The following is a 25,237-nucleotide window of genomic DNA, read 5'->3' on the forward strand; positions in this document are numbered from 1 at the left end:
GACGCTTTCGTCAACTCGGCGCACCTTCATGGTCATTACAGAGTTCGCTCAAGCGGACCGTAATCCGGAGAGCCCGGCGTAGTCCCCGACGCCGGTGGGAGAGGACGATGACCAGCACAGCTGGCAAGCGGGATATGCCGAGGCACCAGACCGATCCGGTCCGGCGCCCTTTGCCACGTCTGGTCACCATCCCTCCCCTTTAAGCACAAATTCGAGTTTGGGCGGCCCGCGACGCGGGTTCGAAAAAGGGAGGATGTAAATGAAGTTCAAGGGACTGATGGGTTCGTCGATTCTGGCGATGGCGGTGGCGACACCGGCCTATGCGCAGGATAGCGGCGGCTCGACCACCGACGCCTTCGGCGGCGAGATCGTCGTCACCGCACAGCGCCAATCCGAACGTCTGCAGGACGTGCCGATCGCGGTCAGCGCCTTTTCGAGCGAAGCGCTCGAAGCGCAGCAGATCAAGACGCCGTCCGACCTGCAACTGACCCTGCCGAACGTCACCTTCACCAAGACCAACTTCACCGGCGCCAGCTTCACCATCCGCGGCATCGGCGACCTTTGCGTCGGCACGACCTGCGACAGCGCGACCGCGATCCACCTGAACGGCGATCCGCTGTTTTCGACCCGCCTGTTCGAGACCGAATTCTTCGACCTCGAACGCGTCGAAGTGCTGCGCGGCCCGCAGGGCACGCTGTTCGGCCGCAACGCGACCTCGGGCGTGGTCAACGTGATCACCGCGAAGCCGAAGCTCGGCGCGTTCGAAGCCGCGGTCGAGGGCGAATATGGCAATTACGATTCGCTCAAGGGCAAGGCGATGGTCAACATCCCCCTTGGCGACACGGCCGCCTTCCGCATCGCGGGCATCTATCTGAACCGCGACGGCTATACGAAGAACACGTTCCTCAACACCCGCATCGACGATCGCGACCTTTACTCGGTGCGCGGCTCGTTCCGCTGGGAGCCGACGCCGGACACGACGATCGACCTGATGGGTTCCTATTTCCACGAACGGGACCAGCGCACCCGCATCCAGAAACAGCTTTGCCAGCGCGACCCGACCGGCATCCTCGGCTGTCTGAACACCCGCCTCGACAATTCGCCGTTCAACGGCAACGCGACCTTCACTGCGGCGCTGACGTCGAAGGAATTTCTGGCCACACAGGGCATTCCGGCGATTTTCGCGCTGGGCAGTCTCTATGGCGAGGACATTTACGCCAATACGACGGTTCCCAGCGATTCACGCACGGTGAACACGGCCTATACGCCGAGCTATTTCACCAGCGAATTGATCCTGCAGGGCCAGATCGAACATAATTTCGGCCCCGTCTCGCTGCAGGTCTCGGGCCAGTATCAGAAGGTCAAGCTGGAAGCCCAGCAGGACTATAACAGCAATGTCGGCGACCGGTCGCTCTATGCGAGCGCTCTCGGCTATCTGCAAGCTGGCGCCGATGGTGATCTTGACGGCCTGATTCCCGGCATTTCCACTTATCTGGCACCCGTTGCGGCCGCGCTCATCCCGAACGGCCCTGACGGCCCGCTCTGCACCTCGCTGTCGGACGACACCGGGCTCGGCAGCTTCGGCGGCAACAGCATCTGTTCCAACCAATCGCTCCAGTTCGACCGCTCGAACCAGTATAACAGCAGCTGGTCGACCGAAGCGATCCTGACGAGCGACTTCGACGGACCGTTCAACTTCCTTGTCGGCGGCATCTACGCCAACTACCATCTGACCGAGAACAGCTATTATGTGAACGCTTTCTCGATCGATTATCTGGCGGGCCTGCTGGGCGCATTCAAATCCTATGGTGCCGGCCTGCCGCCGTCGTTTCTCGGCACGCCCTTCTATCGCAACAACACCGACGATCTGAAGATCAAATCCTATGGCCTGTTCGGCGAAGCCTATTTCGAGGCAAGCGACCGCCTGAAACTGACCCTTGGCATCCGATATAATAATGACCGCAAGACAGTGGCGGCACGGACGTCGCTCGCAAGCTTCCTCGTGCCCTTCGGCCAGACCGGATCGGCCTTCGATTCGCCGTTCGGCGCGGGCTATGACGCCGACCCGGCCACCAATCCGGTCATCGCGGGCGACCCTACCCCCACCTGCGCCGAAGTGTCGCCGCTCGGGGCGGTCGGCTCGGTGCCGGGATGCGAGGCTTTCCAGGTCCGGTCGGTGAAATTCGGCAAGTGGACGGGCCGCGCCGTGGTCGATTTCAAGCTCACCGAAGACAATCTGCTCTATGCCTCCTATTCGCGGGGCTATAAGTCGGGCGGCATCAACCCGCCGCTGTCGCCGGTCTTTACGGTGCCCGAATCCTTCGCGCCCGAGCAGGTCGACGCCTTTGAAATCGGGTCGAAGAACACCTTCGCCAACGGCAAGCTGCAACTGAACCTCACCGGCTTCTATTATAAGTACAAGGATTTGCAGCTCAGCAAGATCGTCGCCCGCACCGCGGTCAACGACAATGTCGATGCCGACATCTACGGCTTCGAGGTCGAAGGCATGGTCCGGCCGGATCCGGACTGGGTGATCAACCTCGGCTTCAGCTATCTGCACACCAAGGTGTCGAGCGACAAGTTCACCAGCAATCCGCGTGATTTCGGCGGCGGACGGTCGGACGCGGTGATCATCAAGGACATCACCAACGGCGCGAACTGCGCGGTTGCTTCGGCATCCGGCAGCGCCGCTGGCGTCAACACCTTCGTGAACACGGTGAACACTGTCATCAACGCAGGTCTCGTCCCTGGCTTGAAAGCCGGCGCGGGCCTGCAAGGGACGACGGCCTTCCCGGCGGATGGCGGCATCGCTTCGACCGGCGCCTACGGGATTTGCGGCGTCCTCGAAGCGGCTGCGGCCGGCGCCTTCAAGGCCGGCGGCCTCGATCCGGCGGCGTTTGGCGGCATCGAATATTATTCGGCCGGCATTCCCGTCAACCTCAAGGGCAACAAGCTGCCGCAAGCCCCGAACTACAAGTTCAGCGCTGGCGTCCAGTACACGGCGCATCTGGGCGATATGACCCTCGTCCCGCGCTTCGACCTTGCCTATACCGGCGACAGCTATGGCAGCATCTTCAACGGCAGCGTCAACAAAATCAAAGGCTATGCCCAGGTCAACGCCCAGCTGCAGCTCAATGGCGCCGACGACAAATGGTTCGTCAAAGGGTTCATCCAGAACCTGTTCAATTCGAGCAGCGTCACCGGCGAGTACATCACCGACCAGTCGTCGGGTAACTACACCAATATCTTCACGCTCGAACCGCGCCGCTATGGCATCGCGGCCGGGATGAAGTTCTAACGCCACCGGCGGCAGCGCCAAAAAGGCCCCGGTCTCTCCATCGAGAGGCCGGGGCTTTTTCTTGTCCGCAAAAGGGGCAGGACGGCGAACCGTCCCGCCTCCGCATCAGAATTTGAAGCGGCCGGTCACGCCATAGGTGCGCGGCTGGCTGGGATAGCCCGACACGCTGCCCGACTGGGCGACGGCGTTGAACACCGTCGTCAGATATTGCGCATTGGTGAGGTTGCGGCCCCACACGCCGAGCTCGAACCCGTTGGTCAGCGCGACGGTGAACGAGGCATTGAGCTGGTTCACTTCGCGCTTCAGATTCTGCGCCACCGTCGCCGGAAGGCCGAGCAGGCCGTCGACGATCTGGGTCGGGCTTTCATACTGATAGTCGACGTGCATGATCGCCTTGGTCCCACCCGCAAATTCGTGGGTGTAGGTGCCGCCCATCGAGACCGACAGGTCGGGGATGCCCGCGGGCTTCAGGCCCGACAGGTCGCCGAACGCCGATTTGACAAAGCTGTCGTATTTGGGATCGAGCCAGGTCACCGCAAGGTTCAGGTTCAGCCCCTGCACCGGCCGCACCGACCCGTCGAATTCGAGACCCCAGGTCGACTGCTTGCCCGCGTTGGCGAGCGCGAAGCCGGTGCCGGTGAAGACGTTCGACTGGAAGCCCTTGATCGACTGCTTGAACACCGCGAGGTTCAACGACGCGACCGACCACTGCGCCTTGAGGCCCGCTTCATAGACGGTCGACTCTTCCGGCGCCGCGAAGCGCGTGCCTGCAACCAGATTCGGCAACCCGCGCCCGGCCGCGATGATCGCGGGCAGGTCGGCGGCGAGCGGACGGCTGTCGCGCGACAGGTTGACCGAGCTTGCCTTGAAGCCGGTCGCATAGGTCGCATAGACGTTGAGCGTATCGGTCAGCTTATAGGCGAGACGCGCGCTGTAGCTGAAGTCGCCGTCGTTGGTCTTGCCCGGTTCGACCTCGTTCGGAACGTCGAGGAACGGCGGCAGGAACTGGAACGCCTTCAGCCCGCTCAGCGGGTTGGCACTGCTGCCGTCGGGCAGGGTCAGCGTCGGATTGGCGGCGAGATAGGCCGCCTGAACCGGATCGACACCGGCGCCGACGAGCAACATCTGACGGAACGGCGTATAGGCCGCGGCGTCGAGGTCGATGCCAGAGAAGACATCGGTGCTCTTGACGTTGGTCGAGAAGCGCTTCTTGTCCTTCGTATAGTTGCCGCCGAGGGTCAGCGTCAGGCGATCGCTGATCTCGAAGTCGAGCGTGCCGAAGATCGACCAGGCGGTGTTCTTCATCCGGTAATATTCGTCCATGCCGTCGCCGACGTGGAAGAAATCGCCCAGATATTTCGTGGGGTCGCCCTCATAGGCGCCGAGCGCGCCCTCAAGCGTTCCGACGCTGAGCGCACCGCCGCTTGCCGCCTGGATCAGGGCATTGCCATAATCCCGGAAATCGCTGCCAAAAGCGATCTGGCTGTGCTGCTTGATCTTCTCGTTGAAATAATAGCCGCCGACCAGGAAGTTGATCGGGCCGTCGAAATCCGACGCGAGGCGCAGTTCCTGGGTGAAGGTGTTGATCGCGGTATCGTCGGACTTGCGGCCGATCAGGTCGGCACTGGTGAAGTCCGAATCCTGGTTGGTGTCGGCGCGCACCTGACGATAGGCGGTGATCGAGGTCAGCGCCATATTGCCGAGATCATAATCGATCTGGCCCGACCCGCCGTAATTCTCGATCCGGTTCGACGACAGGAAATTATTGTAGACGCGGTAGGAGAAGGGATTTTCGGCATCGACGCTGGTGCCGCCCGCCAGGAAGTCGGTGATCGGCACGGTCGGGCCGGCGATGACGTTGCCGGCGATGCAGCAATTCTCGTCGATCTTGTCATAATCGCCGATCAGGCGGATCGACAGCGCGTCGGTCGGCTCGAACAGCAACTGGCCGCGCACGCCCCAGCGGTTGCGGTCGTTGACGTCGGTGTCGAGGTTCAGGTCGCGGGCATAGCCGTCGCGGCGGTTGAAATTGGCGCCGAGCGAGAAAGCGATGGTGTCGCTGATCGGGCCGGTGATGTCGCCCTTGAGGACGATGGCGTCATAATTGCCGTAGCTCGCCTCGACCGAGCCGCCAAACGTATATTGCGGCTTTTGCGTGACGATGCTGATGACGCCCGCCGAGGCATTCTTGCCGAACAGGGTCGACTGCGGGCCGCGCAGCACCTCGATGCGCTCGACATTGGGAAGGTCGCCGATCTGGGCGGCCGAGCGCGAGCGATAGACGCCGTCGATGAACACGCCGACCGAGGGTTCGATGCCAGGGTTGTTCGCGCCGTTGCCGAAGCCGCGGATGATGAAATTGGTGTTCGCGCTCGACTGAAGCTGCGAGACGCGAAGGCTCGGCACCGCCGATTGCAGGTCGATAAGGTCGCGGATCTGCGCGTTCTGGATGTCGGCGGCCGAGGTCACCGAAACGGCGATCGGCGTATCCTGCAGCGTCTGCGAGCGCTTCGACGCGGTGACGATGATGTCGTTGCCATAGTCGGTGACGTCCGACGTCGCGGTCGTATCGTCAGCGGGGGCGGGGCCCTCCTGGGCAAAGGCGAAAGCGGGGGTAGCGGCGCACAGCATGGTGGCGCCCAACAGGATGTTGCGCAAAGTCATGGTGTCTCTCTCCAGACCACCGAAGCGCGGCCCGTCGGGGCCTGTGGAGGGGGAGATGCTCCGGCGGTGACGGTGGCTGTAAGGCTCCGCCGCGCGGCGTCAACGCGCGGAACCGGAACAGGCCCATTTTGCGGGCATTCGTGACTTAAAAGCAACAGTTTACGCTACGGCAATGAGCCCCGACCCGATAGACGCGCGAGAGCGGAAGAGCGGCGACGGCCCGTGCGGCCGGTCCTTGAGATGCCGCATGCATCCGAAATGCCTCCCGCGCGTTGATACTGCATGGCGACCGTCCCCGAAGCCACGCCGCAGGAGCGGCTGCTGCGCTATGACAATGGCGCGGTGCTGCTGCACTGGCTGACGGCGCTGATCGTGGTGGCGCAGTTCGTCGTCGGTTTCGCCTTTGCCGGTATGGAACGCGGCGCGGCGCGCGGCGATCTTTTCACCGTCCACAAGACGATCGGCGCGACGATCCTGGTTCTCGCGCTCGTGCGGCTCGGCTGGCGCCTTGTTCACCCGCCGCCGCCCTTCCCGACCGAATTGCCGCGCTGGGAACGCATCGCGAGCGTCTGGACGCACCGGGCCTTCTATGTCCTGCTCATCGCGCTTCCATTGACCGGGCTGATGGCCGTGTCGGGAGGCGCGAGCGCCGAGGGCAAGACCAGCACCGCTCTGCTTGGCGGCATCCCCCTGCCGCTGATCCCCGGCGTGTCGGACGATGCCGGCGAAGCGATCGGCGGCATCCACGAACTGCTCGTGTTCGTGAAGCTGGCGCTGCTCGTGCTGCACGTCGCCGCAGCGCTCAAGCATCAGATCGAACGCCAGCTCGCCGCCGGGCGGATGCCGCCTTTTCAGGCTCCGGGTGAACGCTCCGTCCCCGCGCCCTGACTTCCCGCGATCGTCGGCGCGCCTTATCCCTTCAGCAGTTCCAGCGTGCGCTCGCGCATCGCGAATTTCTGCACCTTTCCGGTCACCGTCATCGGAAAGTCGTCGACGAAGAGGATGTGGCGCGGAATCTTGAAATGCGCGATGCGGCCCCGGCAATAGGCGCGCACAGCATCCTCGCTCATCGCCGCGCCTTCGCGCAACAGTATCCAGACGCATAGTTCCTCGCCATATTTCCGGTCGGGAATGCCGACGCCCTGAACGTCGAGAATATCGGGATGGGTGAGAAGATATTCCTCGACCTCGCGCGGATAGATATTTTCGCCGCCCCGGATCACCATGTCCTTGATGCGCCCGACGATCCGGCAATAGCCCGCCTCGTCGATGGTCGCGAGGTCGCCGGTGTGCATCCAGCCGTCGGCGTCGATCGCCTCGGCGGTTCGCTCCGCATCGTCCCAATAGCCGAGCATCACCGAATAACCGCGCGTACACAGTTCGCCGGTCTGCCCGCGCGGAACGATGTTGCCGCCAAGGTCGATCAACTTGACCTCCAGATGCGGCTGGACGCGCCCGACGGTCGATACGCGAAGGTCGAGCGGATCGCCCGGATCGCTCTGAAAACTGACCGGGCTGGTTTCGGTCATGCCATAGGCGATGGTGACCTCTTCCATATGCATCCGGTCGATCACCTCACGCATCACCGCCATCGGGCACGGCGACCCCGCCATGATCCCGGTGCACAGCGACGACAGGTCGAACCGGTCGAAATCGGGATGGTTCAGCGCCGCGATGAACATCGTCGGCACGCCGTAGAGCGCGGTGCAGCGCTCGGCCTCGACGGTTTCGAGCACCGCCTGCGGATCGAACGCCTCGGCCGGATAGACGATCGTCGCGCCGTGGACGACGCAGGCGAGGTTGCCCATCACCATGCCGAAACAATGATAGAGCGGCACCGGGATGCACAGCCGGTCGGCGGCGGACAGCCCGATCCGCGCACCGACGAACGCCCCGTTGTTCAGGATATTGCGGTGCGACAGCGTCGCGCCCTTCGGAAAGCCGGTGGTGCCGCTGGTGAACTGGATATTGACCGGCCCATCGGGATCGATCGCGATATCCGCGAGCGCGCCGGTGGCGTCGCTGGCAAGCGCCGCGAACGGCAGGCAACCGGCGTGGGGCGCGTCGCCGAGCACCACGACGAGCCGCAGGTCGGGAAGGCGCGCGGCGCGCAGTTGACCCGGCGCCGCCGTCGCCAGTTCGGGCGCGAGTTCGCCGAGCATCGCCACATAATCGCTGCTCTTGTGGGACGGCGCGAAGATCAACGCGGCGCAGCCGACCTTGTTCAGCGCATAGTCGAGTTCGGCGACGCGATAGGCGGGGTTGATGTTGACAAGGATCAGCCCCGCCTTCGCGGTCGCGAACTGGACGATCGCCCATTCGGCGCAATTGGGCGCCCATATGCCGACGCGGTCGCCCGGCTTCAGCCCGCGTTCGAGCAGCCCCGCTGCAACGGCATCGACCCGTGCCTTGAGCGCGCGCCACGTCCAGCGCACGCCCTGATGCCGAACGACCAGCGCCTCGCCTTCGGGATCGCGAAGTACGGCCCGGTCGAAACAATCGCCGATCGTCCTATCGAGGAGCGGCGGGCTGTCGTCGCCGCGAACGAAGCTGTCAGTCATGCGTCCGCTTTCCCGAACTCTGCATCGCGCAATTCCTTGCGCCGGATCTTGCCGCTGACCGTCTTGGGCAGGCTGCCCACGAATTCGATGCGGCGCGGATATTTATAGGGTGCCGTCGTCCGCTTAACATGATCCTGCAACGCCGTGACGAGCGCGTCGGACGGACGGTGTCCGGCCGCGAGGACGACGAAGGCCTTCACCACCTCGCCGCGCGTCGGGTCGGGGCTGGCGACGACGGCGCTTTCGGCGACCGCTTCATGCTCGAACAACACGCTCTCGACCTCGAACGGCCCGATGCGATAGCCCGAAGAGAGGATGACGTCGTCGGCGCGGCCGACGAACCAGAAATAGCCGTCGGCATCGACCGTCGCGCGGTCGCCGGTCAGATACCAGCCGTCCCTGAACACGCTCGCGGTGCGGTCCGCGTCGCCGCGATAGCCGAGGAACAGGCCGGGCGGGCGGCGTTCGCCGACGCGCAGCGCGATGTCGCCCTCCTCGCCCGGCGGCAGAATGTCACCGTCATGGCCGATCACCGCCAGATCGATCCCCGGCGTCGGGCGGCCCATCGCGCCCTGCCGCGCCGCGCCGGCGCGGTTGCAGCAAAGCAGCACGGTTTCGGTCTGACCGTAGCCGTCATGGATATCGAGCCCGGTCGCCTTCTTCCACAGGTCGATGACCTCGGGATTCAAAGGCTCGCCGGCGCTGACGCAGTGGCGAAGATGCGGGAAGGACCGTCCGTCCAGATCGGCGCGCACGAACATGCGATAGGCGGTCGGCGGCGCGCACAGCGTCGTCACCGGATGCATTTCAAGCAGGTTCATCGCGGCGACGGGGTCGAAGCCCGGCGCATGGTGGACGAAGATCGCCGCACCCATCAGCCACGGCGCGAACAGGCTGCTCCACGCCGCCTTCGCCCAGCCGGTGTCCGACATGTTCCAGTGGAGGTCGCCGGGGCCAAGGTCGAGCCAGAAGCGGCCGGTGATCTCGTGCGCCAGCGGATAGCCCGCGCCGTGGATCGTCATCTTGGGCTGGCCGGTCGTGCCGCTGGTGAAATAACAGAGCGCGGGATCGTCGAACGCGGTGTCGGCGATCTCGGCCAGTGGTTCGACGGCCGCCTTGGCCGCGCTGTAATCGATCCATCCGGCGCGGGCGCCGCCGATGTGGATCAGCGGCATCGCGGCATCGACGGGGGTTTCGTCGACGCGCGGCGCGACGTCGATGCCAGCGATGATGCAGCGCGCCTCAGCGGCTTCGCAGCGATAGGCGATATCCTTGGGCGTGAGCTGGACGGTGCCGGGCGAAGCGATCGCGCCGAGCCGCAAACAGGCGAGCATCAGCTCCCACCATTCGATCTCACGCGACATCAGGATCAGCACCGTGTCGCCGCGCCCGACGCCCGCCGCGCGCAGCACTGCAGCGGCGCGCGCGGCATGATCCGACAATTCGGCAAAACTGCGATCGATGACAACATCTGCGCCGTCGGTCCACAGCATCGCGCGATCGCCGGGTCTTTCGCTCGCCAGCCGGTCGATCGCGTCGCGCGCGAAATTATAGCGCGGCGGCGGATTCCAGTCGAAGGCTTCGCTCATCCGCCGCGCGCCACGTTGATCACCGACAATTGCGTATATTCGGCAAGCCCCTCCTCCGCCTGTTCGACCCCGAGGCCGGAGGATTTGACCCCCGCCATCGGGATATGCGGGCCGATGGCGACATGCTGGTTCACCCACACCGATCCGCTTTCGATCCGCTCCGCGACCGCCAGCGCGCGATCGACGTCGCGCGACCACACCGACGCGCCGAGGCCATAGGGCGATGCATTGGCGCGCGCGACGACGTCGTCGACGTCCGAAAAGCGGATCACCGGCAGGATCGGTCCGAATTGTTCCTCGTCGACGATCTGATCGCCGTCGGTGACATCGCGGACGATCGTCGGGCGCAGGAAATAACCGGCGCGGTCCATCACCTCGCCGCCCGCGACAATGGTGCCGTCGGCACGGGCGCGGTCGAGGAAGGCCTTCACCTTTTCATATTGCGCCTTGTTCTGGATCGGGCCGATCTGCGCGCCCTGCGCCAGCCCGTCGTCGACCACCGCCGCCTCGGCCAGCCGCGCCAGTTCCTCGCACATCGCGTCGTAAATGCTGTCGTGGACATAGGCGCGCTTGATCGCGAGGCACACCTGCCCGCAATTGAGGAAGGCGGCGTTGAAGATGCCCTGCGCGGTGGCGCGAACGTCGACATCGCCCAGCACGATCCCCGGATCGTTGCCGCCGAGTTCGAGGGTCAGCCGCTTGAGCCCGTCGGCGGCGCTCGCCATGATCTTCTTGCCCGTCGCGGTCGATCCGGTGAAGCCGACCTTGGCGATGCGCGGGTCGGCGGTCAGGTATCCGCCGAGGTCGTTGGCATCGACGATGATGTTGACCACCCCCGGCGGGAAGATTGTCTGGCACAGCTCGCCCAGCATCAGCGCGGTGACCGGCGTCGTCGGCGCGGGCTTCAGCACGATCGTATTGCCCGCAATCACCGCCGGGCCGATCTTCCAGCAGGCGACGAGCAGCGGGAAGTTCCAGGCGATGATCCCCGCGACGACGCCCAGTGGCTTGCGGCGCACCTGGATCAGCCCGCTCGCATCGTCCTGGATCGTCCGTTCGGCGATCTCGAGCGTCGCATAATGGCGCAGATAGCCGTCGGTCCAGGCGAGTTCCCCCTGCGCCTCCGCGAGCGGCTTGCCCTGTTCCTGCGTCAGCGCCCGGGCGAATGTGTCGGCGTCGGCGGCGATCGCATCGGCCAGTTCGGCGACCTTCGCCTGCCGCTCGGCCATCGGCACCTCGGCCCAGGCGGGAAAGGCCGTGGCCGCCGCCTCGATCGCCTCGTCGGCCTGCCGCTCGGAGGCGCGCGCGACGGTCGCGAACACCTCCTCGGTCGCGGGGTTGATGACGTCCATCTCGTGATCGCCGTCGACCAGCCGGCCGCCGATCAGCATCTTATAGTCAGACATGCCTCTCTCCGATCAGAATTTCGCGCCCACGGTCACGCCATAGGTTCGCGGAGTCCCGACATGGTTATAGTCGAAACCGAAGCCCGCGAGCAGGTCGACGCGCGAGGTGAAGTAGAATTTATTGGCGAGATTCTTGCCCCAGACCGACGCCGTCCAGCGCCCGTCGGCCGATTCCCAGTCGATATGCCCCGACAACAGAGCATAGGATTTCTGCCGCAGCCGGGGGACGTTGAGCACCTCGAAATATTGGTTCGACGAATAGTTGAGGTCGCCGTGCAGGCTGACCTTGCCGCTGCCGCCGTCGATCACCGTCGCGTCAAAGCCGCCGGTGAAGGTCAGCTTGGGCGCATTCGACAGCCGGTTGCCGCTGACGTCGACGCCGCTCACCGTGCCGCGCTTGATCTTGGTGCTGAGCAGGCCAAGGCCGCCGCGCAATGTCACCATGTCGCCCGCGCGGACGGTCAGTTCGGCCTCGCCGCCCTGGATGCGCGAACGCGGGATGTTGAGCAGGGTCTGCGCCGCGGTGCCCGGATCGACGTTGATGAACTGCTGGTTGCTGTAGGTGTAATGGAACATCGCCATGTTGAGCGTGACACGGCGGTCGGCGAACTGGCTCTTCAACCCCAGTCGAACGCATCGATCTTTTCCGCCTTCGCTACCGACAGTTCGGACGGATCGAAAAAGGCCTGCGCGTTGAAGCTCGGCGCGCGATAGCCGCGGCTGTAATTGCCATAGACCATCACGTCGGGGTTGATCTTGTAATCGGCGCCGATCTTGCCCGACAGATTTTCGGTGCTGTAATCGAGCCGCGACGGCGGGATCAGGTTCGCGACGAGGACGCCGTCGACGCCAAGAGCGTTCGATTCGAAATTGCTCTGCACGCCCTTGTCGTAGGTGAAGCGGAGGCCGCCGCGCAGCGTGAGCTGGTCGGTGACCTCGAAGCTCATGTCGGTATAGAGGGCATAGCTCTTCTTGACCTGATCGAAGCTGTTGCGGAACAGGCAGGCGAGCGGAAGCCCGGCCGCGCAGTCGTCGACGTCGATCACGCCGTTGCCGTCGACGTCGATGTCCTTGCCGATCTCGAAGGTCGTTTCGTTATAGACCTTCTCGCGATTGAAATAGGCGCCGAGGATGAAGTTGAACGGGCCGTCGAAATCGCTGGTCAGCCGCAGGTCCTGCGCGAATTGCGTTGCCCGGTCGGTATAGGGGATTTCGAGCAGTTCGGTCGCGGTTCCGTCGGTGTCCTCATAGAAGGCCAGCCGGCCCTTGTCCCACGAGGTAACGCTGGTGATCGCAAGCGCGTCGCTGAGATCGACCGTGCCGGTCAGCGATACCGACCAGGTGCGCGCGCGGCGGCGGTCGGTGACGTTCGCTTCGATCTGACGCCGCCCCAGTCCCGGCCGGTTCACCGCCTCGGGCTGGGCGTAGATGCCGTAATTGCGCGGATTCTGGTAGCTGGTCGAGGCGCGGAGCACGAAGCGCGCACTGTCGCTCGGCTCGAACAGCAGGCTGCCGCGCACGCCATATTCGCGCACGCTGGCAAGGTCGGGCTGGCCAGGAAGCTGGTTCTTGAACCAACCGTCGGCGCGCGCGAAGGTGAAGGCGACGCGCGCCGCCACCGTCTCGCCGAGCGGCACGTTCAGTGCGCCATTGGCCTCGTAGCGGTCGTAATTGCCATAGCCGAGGTTCAGATAGCCGTCGGTGCCGCCCAGCTCGGGCGCCCGGCTGATCAGATTGACCGCGCCACCGGTGGTGTTCTTGCCGTAGAGCGTGCCCTGCGGCCCGCGCAGCACCTCGACGCGTTCGAGGTCGTACATCGCGACGCCGAGGAAGGCAAAATTGCCCTTGTAGACCTCGTCATAATAGGTCGCGACCGGGCTCGCCTGGTTGAGGCTGTAATCGGACATCGACACGCCGCGCAGCGCAAAGATCGGGGTGTTGTCGCCGACGGTCGAAGTGAGCTGAAGATTGACGATCTTGCCCGCGAGTTCGTCGGCCTGCGTCACCCGCTGCTTGTCGAGCGCATCGCCGCCGAGCGCGCTGACCGCGATCGGAACGTCCTGGAGCCGTTCGGATCGCTTCTGCGCGGTGACGACGATGTCGGTCCCGTCGTCGGCGACCGTCTCGGCCGGAGCGGGAGCAGCGGGGGCTTCCTGAGCCAGCGCCGGCACCGACGCTCCGGTCAGCAGCATCAGCAGCAGCATGGGGCGCACCGCCCCACCTTCATTCACCTTGATCATCGAACATCCTCCCTGTTTTTATCGCTGTTTTCCTGTCGTCATTTCGGTGTCGTCACGTCCGTCTCGTCAAACTCCGCCACCAGCCGCGCGCGCAGCGCGCTCGCCTCGGCCCGCAGCGGCTTGCTCCGCAGCCGGCCGATTTCGGCGGCCGTGTAGGGTTTGAAATCGGCGGGCAGATGCGCCGGGTCGAACCGCGCCAGCGACCAGTTCACCACCTCCGCCAGATCGGCATCGGACAGCGCCGCCGTCGCGACGCCCGGCACCCGCGCCAGATATTCGCGCCCGCCCGGCACCTGCAGGAAACGCGCGACGAAGCCCGCCATGGTCGGGGCGGTCTGCGGCGTTCCCGTGGCATCGGGGCGGTGACATCCCTGGCATTGCAATATCCAGTGCTGCCGCGCGCGCACCGGGTTGGCGACGCCGGGGATCGCGTCCGGACTGGCCGGGCCGGGTGTCGCCACGGCCGCCCCGGTCGCCAGCATCAGCGCGGGAACGGCCAGCCACTTCATTTGCCGCCGACCTTCGGCTGCAACCGGGCCACGGCGGCGGAAGTGAGCGAGGCGCCCCCCGCGCGGTAGCCCGCGATCTCCTTTGCCGTGAAGGCTTTCGCCGACGAACCGCGGACCACATGGTTGAGGACCGAGGCGATTTGCGCGTCATTGAGTCCGCCCTGCGCCGGCATCGTTCCGCGATAGACTTTCCCGGCGACGGTGATCGGTCCCGACACGCCGCGGATCACGACGAGCGCGAGGTAACGGCGCCCGGCGGCCGTCGCCGCGAGCGCGCGGACATCGGCCTTCAGCGGCGGAAAGGCGCCGGGCACGCCCGATCCGTCGGCCAGATGGCAGGCCGCGCAACGCTTGTAGATCGTCGCGCCGTCCTGCGCGGTCGCCGGCGCTGCCGCCGCCAGCGCGGCCAGGGCAAGGAGCGTCGCCAGCCGCCGCATCACTGCTGCTCCAGCGCGACGCCGAGGATCACGGCGGTCGAGCAATTATAGACCGAGCTCGAGGTGCCAAGGCACCAGTTGATGTCGTTGTTCGCCTGCGGGCGGACCATCGGCCGGTCGTTTTCGTTGCGGTTGCACAGGCAGCGCCCGCACGAGGATTTGCCGCAGCAGTCGTTATAGCTGATGATATAGGCGCGGTTGTCGGCGGGGTTCTGGCAGGTGCCGATCCAGGTGATCGGCGACATTTCGGTCCCCGGCGGGCACGAACTCGGCGAGCCACCACAGCAGCTGCACAAAAAGCCGTCGATCGCGCAATAGCGCCAATAATCGCACTTCGTCTGGTCGCCGGGATCCTGCGGATTGCCGCTCGATTGCGGCGCGACCGGATCGCCACCGTCACCGTGGGTCTGCGCCTGCGCCCGCGACACCGGCAGCACCGGGATGACCGCCGCGCCGGTCAGCGCGCCACCGATCAGCGTCAGCAGGCTGCGCCGCGAGGTCGCGCGCGCGACGTTGCGCGTCACCTTCTCCGAAAATTTGTCGAGACCCGACATATTCGTCCCCTTCCTGTCGTTTCGCCCGGCTCAACCGCGCGCGAGATAATCCTGAATCGAGGCGACGCGGCGTTCCTTGGCCTCGAACAGGCTTTCCAGATGCTCGCGATTGTTGACGAGGCCGAGCGAGGCGATGCGGCCCTCCTCGTCGATCAGCACCGCATAGGGGAGCTTCGAGACGCCGAGCGACCGGCCCAGTTCCTCCGACAGGACATAGTCGAAACCGGTGAGCCCCTCGGCGATCGCCAGCCGGCGGTGCGCGGCGGGATCGCCATCGCTCGCCAGCACGACATCGAGCCAGTCGTGCTCGGCACCGCTCGCCGAGCGGACGATGGGGAGGAGCGTCTTGCAGACGGGGCAGTCGGGCGAGAGAAAGAAGAGGAGCTGGCCACGGCGGTGACGCTTGCCGCCGATCGCGACCTGCCCGCCGTTCAGCGTATCGAGCGTCATCGCGGGCGCCATGTCGCCGACATTGACCTTCTGGTGCAGCGTCAGCGCGCCGGCGGGCGCGATCCGCTCGTGCAGAACGCCGACCTGCCGCGCGAGCGCCGCGACGAGGACGCCGAGAACGGCGATGGCGATCCAGAGCAATATTTGCGAAGCGAGGAAAAATCCGGTCATCGAGTGACACTCCTGCGAGGTGCGGGAAGGCTGGCGAGCTCGCCGGCAGCAAAGAGCAGCGCGACAAAGGCGAGGGCGGCGAAGATCGACGGAATGTCGATGCCGCCGCCCCCGGCGGGAGAGAGGCAAAGCAGCAGCGCGGCGGCGGCGAGCGCCAGGGCGCGGATGATGGCGAAGCGGCCGATCCCGCTCTTGCGCGCACCGAAATCGCAGCCGCAATCGAGCCCGCCGTCGCCGCGCCGCCGCGCCGTGAGCAAGGCAGCGCCATATCCGGCCCACAGCAGCGCGGCGAGCAGCGCGCCGGTCGGCCGCGAAGCGGGAAAGAACAGCGCGAGCGCCGCCGCGAACTCGGTCGCAGCCGCCGCTATCGTCACCGGCATCGCGACGGCGGGCGACAGGCGCAGCAGGCCCGCGGTCGCCCGCGTCAGCCGCGCGCGCTCGACCAGCTTGTGCGCCGCCGCAGTCGTCAGGACGAGGGCGAGGAACAGCGCGAGGACGGGAAGCAGGGCGGCCATCAGCGCGCCGCCGTCATCGTCATCGGATCGTGCACGACACTGACGATCGTGCGGACGAACGCGCCGCTCGCCGCGTCATAGACGTCGAGCGATCCGTCGGGTCGCGAGGCGACGAGCAGCGGCTTTTCCTGCTGCGTCGCCTCGATCGACACGCTGTGGTTCCTGAGCGCGATGCGGCGGACCAGCGTCTTCGTTTTCGGATCGATCACCCACGCTTCGGTCCCGCCGTCCTTGTGCGTTCCCTCGCCGCTCTTGGGGTTCATCAGGATGTAGAGCAGCCCGGCGCGGTCGGCCGAGATCACCTGCCAGCCGCCCGGGCGCCATTCGGGTTCGCCGCCATCCTGCTTGGGAAGCGCGAAACTGCCGAGATCCTTGGCAGCGGCGCCTGAAAAATCGATTGCGCGCACATGGCCCTTGAAGCTGACGAACCAGCCCGTCCGCCCCACCATCGCGGGGGTCATGAACAGCGGATCGTCGTCGATGTCGTTGAACACGGCGCTGGTCACGGCCGGCCCGGCCTTGCCCGCGGCGTCGAGCGCGATGCTGGTCATCGTCCCGTCGGCGCAGAGCGAGGTGAAGCCGCGCGGCCCGGTCGGATAGACGAGCGAGCAACCCGGAAGCTCGATGTCCGACAATATCTTGCGGCCGTCGAGATCGACGACGGTGACCGACGAGCCGGGCGTGAAGTTGAACACCAGCGCCCATTTCTCGTCATTGGTGAGTTGCAGGCTGTTGCGCAGTGTGACGAACAGCCCGCGCTTGCCGCCGGGCAGGACGATCTCGTCCTTGGGGGTCAGCGTCTTCGTGTCCCAGATGGTGATGACGTCGGTCCGCTCGCCGCGCGTCAGCCGCGAATAGAAGGTTTCGCCGACATAGATTTCGCCGCGCGTGGTCGAGGGCAGCATGACGCCGAACTGCGCGACGGGAATCTGTCCGCGCAGATTATTATTCTCGGCACCGACGTCGACGATCGCCGCACGGCCGTCGGGCAGGCTGTTGAAGTGCAGGTCCTGCACGAAGACCCAGCTGCCCGGATAATGTTCGGGAAGTTCGGCGACGGTCGGGACCGGCTCTTCGGGCAGCGGCTGCGGATAGTCCGCGGCACTCGATGCGCTCGCCGACATCAACAATATGGCAAGAGCCGCCGCTCGGTCGATGCGCGCCATCCTCCGTCTCCCTCATCTGTTGCACCGGGCTCTGGTGGCCCGCATCCAAACATTATGCGATCGACTAAATTTAGTCAATCGAGTAAAGTCGGACGCTTGCCCGAGAGAGGCGAGTTGGCTACGCGGAAGCGCAGGAGGCCAAGAAAATTGACCAATTTCATCGTTCCGGACCTGAAGATCGCACCGCGGATCGGGGGTTATGCGCGCGGTCAGGATGGCTTCGAACAGATATTGCGGTCGGCCCTGTCGCTGCTCGTGAACCACGGCGCATCGGCTTTGACGCTTCGCCGCATCGCCGCCGAGTCGGGCATGAACGTCGGCAGCCTCAACTATTATTTCAGATCGAAGGAGGATCTGATTCGCGAACTGCTGAATGCCGTGATCAGCAGCTATGAAGAATCCTTCGACGAGATCCTCCACGAACCGGGCGCGAGCGCGGAAGCGCGGCTCGGGAATCTGGTCGCGCTAATCCTCGAGGACATCACCACCAAGAAAACGACGCGATTCTTCCCCGAACTCTGGGCGATGGCGAACCACGATGAATTCGTTCACGACCGGATGAACGATCTTTACGAGCGCGCGCGCGCCTCGCTCAATGAACTCATTGCCGAGATCAATCCAGCGCTTCCGGACGACGAGCGCGAGATATTGGCGCTGTTCATTTCGGGGTCAATGGAAGGGATGACGATGTTCGCGGGCTATGAAAAGCCATGGCGCAAGCAGATGCCGATGCTCGAAGTGATCGCGCGCCGCTCGTTCATCCATCTGGCGCGTACATTGCGCCCGGGCGAAATCAAAAGGTTATGACAAAAAAAAGGCCGGCCCGCGGGTGCGGACCGGCCTTTTCGGACGGAGAGGATGAGGCCGATCAGTGGGCCTTCTTTTCGACCTTCTTCGCGGCGACGTGCTTGGCCGGGGCCTTCTTGGTCACCGCGGTCTTCGCCGGCTGGCTGGCGGGCGCGGTCGCCGCGAAAGCGGTTCCGCTGACGATTGCGAGCGACAAGGCACCGGCGGCGGCGAGTTTGGCAACGTTACGCATGGACTTTCTCTCCTTGACTGTTGATCCGCCCCTTCCAGTGCGGGCGAAGCCAGGGGAGCCGGTCCATGCCAGGGTCAGGGGGGATGGTGCGGACCGGCTCGACCCGACGAGAACGGGATAGACCCGTGCGCCTGCCCGGCGCATGACCGCCGCATTACAAGACGGTCATCTAGGACCGATCCTGCCAGACACGTGCCTTCAGCGACACCGCGACGGGCGTGGAGAGGGTTTCGGCATCCTCGCCGAGTGCGAAGCGATAGTCGCCCTTGGCGATCGTCCAGCCGGTCCCGTTCCAGTCGGCGAGCAGCCGCGGATCGATCGTCAGCCGGATCGTCCGTTCGGCCCCCGGCGCCAGTTCGACCCGCTGGAAACCGACCAGCCGCCGCACCGGCTTGCCATCGCGCGACACGAGATAGAGCTGCGCCACCGTCGCGCCCGCCCGCTCGCCGCTGTTGCGGACGGTGAAGCTGGCAGTCGCGCCGTCGGTCCTGAGCCCGTCCGTCGCGAAGCGCGTGTAGGACAGCCCATGGCCGAACGGGAACAGCGCCTTCACCCCGGTCCGCGCATTCCACCGATAGCCGACGTCCGACCCTTCGTTCATCGTCGCGGTGACGTGCGTGTTTTCGGGCGTGCCGTAGCCGGGGATTGCGGGACGCGGCAGCGTGTCGGTCGATGCGGGAAAGCTGACCGGCAGGCGGCCCGACGGATTGACCTTGCCGGTCAGCACGTCGGCGATCGCCGCGGCGCCCTCCTGCCCCGGATACCAGGCGGCGACGACCGCCTTCACCTTGTCCAGCCACGGCATGGCGACCGGATTGCCGGTTTCGAGCACGACGATGGTGTTGGGATTGGCGGCGACGGTCGCCTCGACGATCGCGTCCTGATTGCCGGGGAGCGACAGGTCGGGCGAATCGAACCCCTCCGCCTCATATTTGCTGACGAAGACGATCGCGACGTCGGAGCGCGCGGCGAGCGCCGCGGCGTCCTGCGGATAGAGGCCGGGATCGAAGCCAACGTGCGCCTTGGGCAAGGCTTCGCGCAGCGCGGCGAGCGGCGCGCCCGCGAACCAGCGCTCGATCCGCCACGCGCCGATCGATCCCTCGCCGCCGCCAACCGGGATTGATGCCGCCCAGCCGCGCGGCGGCAGGCCTTGCGACGATCCGCCGCCCGACAGTACGCCGACATGCGCGTTGCGGCCGATCACCGCGACCGAGCCGACGTTGGCGGCAAGCGGCAAGGCGTTCGTGTCGTTCTTGAGCAGCACGATCCCCTGCTCGGCGATCCGCCGCGCGACCGCAGCGTGCGCCGCCATGTCGACCGCGGGCGCCGGACCCGCATCGACCAGCCCGTTCGCCTTCATCGAACGCAGGATGCGGCGAACCATGTCGGACAATCGGTCGCGCGTCAGGCTGCCGTCGGCGAGCTTGGCCTTCAGCGGCGCATCGAACCAGACCTGCTTGTCGAGCTGCTCGCCCGCCTGCTGGTCGAGGCCCTTGACCGCAAAGTCGGCGCCCGACACCGCGCCCCAATCGGACATCACCCAGCCCTTGTAGCGCCAGTCCTTCTTGAGGACGGTGTTGAGCAGATGGTCGTTGCCGCACGCCTTTTGCCCGTTGACCAGATTATAGGCGCACATCACCGAGCCGGGATGGCCGCGCTCGATCGCGATCTGAAAGGCGAGCAGATCGCTTTCGCGGTGCGCCGCCTCATCGATCTCGGCGTTCCATGTATGGCGGTTGGTCTCGTTCGAATTGAGCGAGAAATGCTTGACGGTCGAGACCACCCCCGCCGACTGCGCGCCGCGCACCGCCGCGCCGCCCATGACGCCCGACAGCAGCGGATCTTCGGAAATATATTCGAAATTGCGGCCGTTCCGCGGATCGCGGATCAGGTTCATGCCGCCGCCGAGCAGGACGTTGAACCCCTTGGCGCGCGCTTCGCTCGCCACCGCTTCGGCGCCCGCGAAGGCCAGGTCGGGATTGAAGCTTGCGCCGAGCGCGAGGCCGGCGGGCAGCGCGGTCGCGCTGTCGCCCTTGCGGATGCCGAAGGGGTTGGTGACGCCCAGGCTGGCGTCGGTCGCGCGCTGCGACGGGATGCCGAGGCGCGGCACGCCCGCGACATAGCCCGCACCCGGAATCACGTCCTTCGGCCATTTCGCCTGCCATTCAGGGTCGGCATAGGGTCCGATCGGAATCGGCATGAAGCCGTGGAGCAGCGAGAAACGCTCGTCGTCGGTCATCTGCGCTTCGGTCTTCGCGGCCCAGTCGTCGGCCGCCGCCTCGGCCGCCGCGAACGATGCCGCCTGATCCTTCGCCGAAGCCGTCATCGCCGCGCATCCCAGAAGCATCGCCAGCGCCGTCGTCGCATAATATCCTCGCATCCTTACCGCTCCCCTGTTTCTGGCTTCATCCTTCGTGTCCGGCAACCGGGTGCCGATCGAACAGGTCGGACAGCCGGCACGTCAGCGCCCCCGGCTGCGCCAGCACGCCGTTGCCGTAACGCGCCCATTGATCGTCCCACAGCGCCTTCAGTTCGGCGACCTTGGCCGGATAGCGGGCGGCGAGATCGGTGCTTTCCGAAAAATCGCGGTCGAGGTCGAACAGCTCCCAGCGGTCGTTCGCATAGGGCTGGTCGCAATCGTGGAGCGCGACCGCGCGCCAGCGGCCGCTGGTGATCGCGCGATTGCCGCGCAATTCGAAATATTGGACCTGCCGGCCGGGCGCCTTGCGGCTCTGCACCGTCGGCAGGAAGGAGCGGCCCGCGACCGGAATCTGGGCCACGCCGCCGACAACCGGATCGAAGCGCGCGCCGACCGCTTCGAGCAGGGTCGGCGCGATATCGACGACATCGACGAACTGCCGCCGGATCGCGCCCGGGTCCGTCACATGGCGCGGCCAGTGAAAGATCATCGGGGTGCGGGTGCCGCCCGAATAGGGCCACAGCTTGTACCGCCGCAGCGGCGTGTCGCCGACCATCGCCCACGGACGCGGATATTCGGCCTGCGTCCGCGCGGTCCCAAGATCGTCGATGCGCGCGCGCTGCTCGGCCGGAGTCAGGCTGTTCGCGCGATAGAGTCCGTCGAAGAAGCCGCTCTGCCCCGCTTCCGACGCCGCGCCATTGTCGGACAGAAGGATGATGATCGTATTGTCGAACACCCCCTGTTCGCGCAGCGCATCGAGCAGGCGGCCGATCTGCCGGTCGCAATGCTCGATGAAGCCGGCATAGACCGCCATATAGCGGGCAAAGACGGCTTTCTCGTCATCCGACAAGTTGGCCCACGCCCGGTCGCGCGGTTCGCGCGGCGGCAAAATCGTGTCGGCGGGGATCAGCCCCATGTGCTTCATGCGAGCGAAGCGGTCCTCGCGGACCTGGTCCCACCCCTTTTCATAGATCGCGTCATAGGGCGCCGAATATTCGCGCGGCACCTGGATCGGCGAATGCGCGGTGCCGAAACCGAGGTTCATGAAGAAAGGGCTGTCGTTCTTTTCCGCGACATGACGTTCGATGAGGTCGATCGCCTTGTCGGCGAGGTCGACCGACAGATGATAGCCGGCGGGAAAGTCGCGCTTGATATAGGCATTATTCTCGACCAGCTCGGGCCGATACTGGTCGGTCCAACCCCTCGGAAAGCCGTAGAAATAGTCGAAACCGCGCTGGAGCGGCCAATTGTCCCGCCCGGTGCCCTCGCCGAGTTCGTCCATCGGGATCATGTGCCATTTGCCGACCGCCCAGGTCGCATAGCCCCGCCCTTGCAGCGCCTGTGCCATCGTCTGCGCATTGCCCGGCATCCGGAACAGCCGCGCCATCTGGGGGTCGCCCGGCAGCACCGCGGCGACATCGGGCACGTCGGGCATGTTGACCGTGTGGCAATTGCGCCCGGTCAGCAGCGACGCGCGGGTCGAGGCGCAGACCGCCTTGGTATCGAAATGAACGTAGCGCAGCCCCGCCTTGGCAAGGCTGTCGATCGCCGGGGTGCGGATTTCGGCGCCGAAACAGCCGATATCCGAATAGCCGACATCATCGAGCAGGATGGTGATGATATTGGGCCGCGGCCCCGTCGCACCGATCGCGCGCGCGGACGTCAGCCCGCACAAGGTCGTGGTGGCAAGGAGGGTGCCGACGAAGCGGCGGCGGGAATAGTCCATCGATCGGCTCCATATTCCGGCGGGGACGCGGCGCACGGGCCGGCGTCCCCGCCGTCTGCGACGGGTCAGAAGCGAACCCGGCCTTCGACCCCGAAGGTGCGGAAGGCATCGGGGGTCAGCAACTGCGTGTAACCGGCGCCCGTGGCCGACGTGTCGAGCAGGCCGGCACCGATGAAGCTCGCGAAATGCTTGTTGGTCAGATTCTTCCCGAATAGCGAAACGCCATAGCGGCCGTCCTGCGTCTCGAGCGACAGGCGCCCGTTCAGCAGGCCATAGCCCGGCTGCGCGGTGTTCGGATCGCGATAGCCGAACAGCGTCTTCGACCGATAGGTGAACGCCAGATTGGCGCTGCCGCGCAGGGTGCTGCCGATGTCGGCACCATAGTTGGCGTTCAGCGTCCACGCCCATTTCGGCGCATTGGTCAGCGCTTCGCCGGTCACGTCCTGACGGCCGCCGACACAGCCCTGCGCCGCGGTCTGCCCGGCATAGCAGCTCACGACCAGCCCGCGCACCTCGGTATCGGTAAAGGCAAGGTTGCCCGACAGGTTGAGTCCATCGACCGGCCGCAGAATCGCCTCGACCTCGGCCCCCTTGGTGATCAGCTTGCCTGCGTTGGTGAGCTGGAACGAGGTCAGGAGCGCGCTGTAGGTCTGCGCCTGGAAGTCGGTGAAGGTCTCGTAAAAGCCCGTGACGTTCAGCGTTAGCATCCGGTCGAACAGCGTTGTGCGGACGCCGGCTTCCCAGTTGCGGGCGATCTCGGGCCGCAGCACCGCCAGCCCCGCATCGACCGTCACCGCGGTCAGATTGTTGAGCATGTTGAGCGCCGGCCCCTTGTAACCGCGCGTATAGGTGGCATAGGCCATGACGTCGGGCGACGCCTGATATTGCACGCCCAATTTATAGCTGAGGTCGGTGTCGGTGGCTTTCAGCGTCGGCGCGACATAGGCGGGCCCGCCAAGGCTCGGCATCGCCGCGACGGCGCCCGGCAGGATCGTCCGGTCGAAATGCGCCACCGCCTGCTCGGAAGTCAGGCGAAAGCCGCCGATCAACGACAGGCTGTCGGTCAGATGCCCGGTCACCTGTCCGAAGGCGGCGACATTCTTGGTCGTGATGTCGCGGTCGACCTGGTTGCCGAGATAGAGGTCGCCGGGCAGGTTCACGACCAGCTTGCCCTTCACCTGCGTCTGGCTGACGACATCCTGCCAGAAATAGAAGAGGCCGACGACATATTCGATCGGCTCGCCCGCGGGCGACGTCAGCCGCAGTTCCTGCGTGAACTGCTGCTGTTTCTGGCGGGCGTTGTTGAGGCTCACCACCGGCAGCGGAACTCCATCGGGGTCGTTGTTGTCGAACACCTTGAACTCGCGATAGGCGGTGATCGAGGTGATCGTCTGGCCCCCGAGTTCGGTGTTGATCTCGACCGACGCGCCGCCGGTCTTCTGATGGTTGAAATAATCGCCGTCGATCGTCACCTCGCGGTTGAGCGGGCCGAGCGTCTGGCCGGCCAGCAGGTCGGCCCGCGTGTCGCCATTGTAATAGACCGTCGTCGGCAACACCGAGCGCACGGTCGAGACGCAGCAATTGCGGTTGCTCTCGCCATAATCGCCGATCACATAGATCGAGGTGACGTCGCTCGGCTCGAACAGCAATTTTCCGCGCACGCCCCAACTGTCGTTGTCGTTGAGCTTTTCGCCGTTGACGGTGTTGGTGATGATCCCGTCGGCCTTCGACCGGAATCCCGAGATGCGCAGCGCTGCGCGCCCCTGATCGAGTACCAGCGAACCCGTGGCTTTCAGCCGGACATCGTCGAAGGTGCCATAGCTCGCCGACGCCTCAAGGCTCGATTCATTAAGGTCGGGCTTGCCGGTGACGACGTTGAGCGCGCCGGCCGAGCTGTTCTTGCCGAACAGGGTTCCCTGCGGCCCGCGCAGCACCTCGATGCGCTCGATATCGTTGAAATCGAAGAAGGACGCCGCCGAGCGGCCGATGACGACGCCGTCGATCACCGTCGAGACCGAAGGCTCGACGCCGTCGGAGAAGTTGAGGGTGCCGATGCCGCGGATCGAAAGCCCCTGCCCGCGCGTGTTGGCGCTGTTGGTGAAGCCGATCGAGGGCGACACCAGCGATAGCTGCTCGAGCCCGCTGACCCGGTTGTCGGCCAGCGCCGCCGCCGACAGGACCGACACCGAAACCGGCACTTTCTGAAGATTTTGCTCGCGCTTTTGCGCGGTCACGACGATCTCGTCGCCCGAGACGTCGTCCGCCGGAGCGGGCGCCTCCTGCGCGTGCGCGGCAACCGACGCCGACAGCGCAAGGACAGCACTGCCCATCCAAAAGGCTTTGCGGCGATATGTCATGTCTTCCTCCCCAGATTGCCGCCGTCGCCAGGGCGATAGCAGCGAAGTCCTGCCCTCGAATGATTCGGGACAACGTTGTCTCGACCTCCTAAGACGGCATCGGCCAATCGTCAATATCGGGGTTCGATCGATGAAA

At 65.4% G+C, this 25,237-nt stretch carries 19 protein-coding genes; 3 read left to right on the top strand and 16 right to left on the bottom strand.

The genetic code is table 11. From position 1 onward, the window contains the following. The first annotated feature begins 259 nt into the window (after nt 1-259). Nucleotides 260-3,298 carry a TonB-dependent receptor gene (locus NP825_RS13300; protein ID WP_257544219.1) on the top strand — a complete coding sequence of 1,013 codons (3,039 nt, stop codon included), beginning with the start codon at nt 260-262 and terminating at the stop codon, nt 3,296-3,298. Between the two features lie 105 nt (nt 3,299-3,403). Here the strand turns inward: NP825_RS13300 and NP825_RS13305 are convergent, their stop codons facing one another. Then, a complete protein-coding gene (locus NP825_RS13305; RefSeq protein WP_257544221.1) occupies nt 3,404-5,962 on the bottom strand; it encodes a TonB-dependent receptor in 2,559 nt (852 codons plus the stop codon). 282 nt (nt 5,963-6,244) lie between these two features. On the opposite strand from NP825_RS13305, the gene NP825_RS13310 reads away from it, so the two are divergent. After that, a complete protein-coding gene (locus NP825_RS13310) occupies nt 6,245-6,850 on the top strand; it encodes a cytochrome b (RefSeq protein WP_257544223.1) in 606 nt (201 codons plus the stop codon). Nucleotides 6,851-6,873: 23 nt separating this feature from the next. Here NP825_RS13310 and NP825_RS13315 read toward each other — a convergent pair whose 3' ends face one another. From NP825_RS13315 to NP825_RS13365, 11 genes are read right to left on the bottom strand one after another with little or no spacing between them, the layout of a single operon-like run. After that, entirely contained in the window at nt 6,874-8,523 is a 1,650-nt protein-coding gene (locus NP825_RS13315) for an AMP-binding protein (RefSeq protein WP_257544225.1), read from the bottom strand. Then, nucleotides 8,520-10,112, bottom strand: coding sequence for an AMP-binding protein (locus NP825_RS13320; RefSeq protein WP_257544227.1), 1,593 nt, complete (start codon nt 10,110-10,112; stop codon nt 8,520-8,522). Before NP825_RS13320 ends, NP825_RS13315 begins: the two co-directional genes overlap by 4 nt. Continuing rightward, the gene (locus NP825_RS13325) at nt 10,109-11,518 is read right to left on the bottom strand and encodes an aldehyde dehydrogenase family protein (protein WP_257544229.1); all 1,410 of its coding nucleotides are present in this window, start codon (nt 11,516-11,518) and stop codon (nt 10,109-10,111) included. Before NP825_RS13325 ends, NP825_RS13320 begins: the two co-directional genes overlap by 4 nt. Before the next feature lie 12 nt (nt 11,519-11,530). Beyond that, entirely contained in the window at nt 11,531-12,139 is a 609-nt protein-coding gene (locus tag NP825_RS13330) for a TonB-dependent receptor domain-containing protein (RefSeq protein WP_257544232.1), read from the bottom strand. Then, entirely contained in the window at nt 12,136-13,758 is a 1,623-nt protein-coding gene (locus NP825_RS13335) for a TonB-dependent receptor (protein ID WP_257544234.1), read from the bottom strand. The genes NP825_RS13330 and NP825_RS13335 overlap by 4 nt, the downstream gene beginning before the upstream one ends. A gap of 38 nt (nt 13,759-13,796) precedes the next feature. After that, the gene (locus NP825_RS13340) at nt 13,797-14,267 is read right to left on the bottom strand and encodes a cytochrome C (protein WP_257544236.1); all 471 of its coding nucleotides are present in this window, start codon (nt 14,265-14,267) and stop codon (nt 13,797-13,799) included. Continuing rightward, nucleotides 14,264-14,704 (bottom strand): cytochrome c, encoded by a 441-nt coding sequence (locus tag NP825_RS13345; protein WP_257544238.1) that lies wholly within the window; start codon nt 14,702-14,704, stop codon nt 14,264-14,266. The genes NP825_RS13340 and NP825_RS13345 overlap by 4 nt, the downstream gene beginning before the upstream one ends. Continuing rightward, the gene (locus tag NP825_RS13350; RefSeq protein ID WP_257544240.1) at nt 14,704-15,258 is read right to left on the bottom strand and encodes a methylamine dehydrogenase light chain; all 555 of its coding nucleotides are present in this window, start codon (nt 15,256-15,258) and stop codon (nt 14,704-14,706) included. The genes NP825_RS13345 and NP825_RS13350 overlap by 1 nt, the downstream gene beginning before the upstream one ends. Nucleotides 15,259-15,288: 30 nt before the next feature. Beyond that, nucleotides 15,289-15,879 (bottom strand): redoxin family protein, encoded by a 591-nt coding sequence (locus tag NP825_RS13355; RefSeq protein ID WP_257544243.1) that lies wholly within the window; start codon nt 15,877-15,879, stop codon nt 15,289-15,291. Further along, complete coding sequence (locus tag NP825_RS13360; protein WP_257544245.1) at nt 15,876-16,394, bottom strand: MauE/DoxX family redox-associated membrane protein; 519 nt, start codon at nt 16,392-16,394, stop codon at nt 15,876-15,878. Before NP825_RS13360 ends, NP825_RS13355 begins: the two co-directional genes overlap by 4 nt. Further along, nucleotides 16,394-17,560 (bottom strand): amine dehydrogenase large subunit, encoded by a 1,167-nt coding sequence (locus NP825_RS13365; RefSeq protein ID WP_257544247.1) that lies wholly within the window; start codon nt 17,558-17,560, stop codon nt 16,394-16,396. The genes NP825_RS13360 and NP825_RS13365 overlap by 1 nt, the downstream gene beginning before the upstream one ends. A 147-nt stretch (nt 17,561-17,707) precedes the next feature. Between NP825_RS13365 and NP825_RS13370 the strand changes: the two genes are divergently transcribed. After that, on the top strand, nt 17,708-18,367 hold the full coding sequence (locus NP825_RS13370; RefSeq protein ID WP_257544272.1) for a TetR/AcrR family transcriptional regulator: 660 nt from the start codon (nt 17,708-17,710) through the stop codon (nt 18,365-18,367). Between the two features lie 61 nt (nt 18,368-18,428). Here the strand turns inward: NP825_RS13370 and NP825_RS13375 are convergent, their stop codons facing one another. The 4 genes from NP825_RS13375 to NP825_RS13390 form a co-directional block, all read right to left on the bottom strand. Beyond that, the gene (locus NP825_RS13375) at nt 18,429-18,599 is read right to left on the bottom strand and encodes a hypothetical protein (protein ID WP_257544274.1); all 171 of its coding nucleotides are present in this window, start codon (nt 18,597-18,599) and stop codon (nt 18,429-18,431) included. Between the two features lie 169 nt (nt 18,600-18,768). Beyond that, entirely contained in the window at nt 18,769-20,979 is a 2,211-nt protein-coding gene (locus NP825_RS13380; RefSeq protein ID WP_257544276.1) for a beta-glucosidase, read from the bottom strand. 25 nt (nt 20,980-21,004) lie between these two features. After that, on the bottom strand, nt 21,005-22,744 hold the full coding sequence (locus NP825_RS13385; RefSeq protein ID WP_257544279.1) for an arylsulfatase: 1,740 nt from the start codon (nt 22,742-22,744) through the stop codon (nt 21,005-21,007). Nucleotides 22,745-22,809: 65 nt separating this feature from the next. Further along, complete coding sequence (locus NP825_RS13390) at nt 22,810-25,101, bottom strand: TonB-dependent receptor (protein WP_257544281.1); 2,292 nt, start codon at nt 25,099-25,101, stop codon at nt 22,810-22,812. Between the last annotated feature and the right edge of the window lie 136 nt (nt 25,102-25,237).

Source organism: Sphingopyxis sp. DBS4 (assembly GCF_024628865.1).
GTDB lineage: Bacteria > Pseudomonadota > Alphaproteobacteria > Sphingomonadales > Sphingomonadaceae > Sphingopyxis.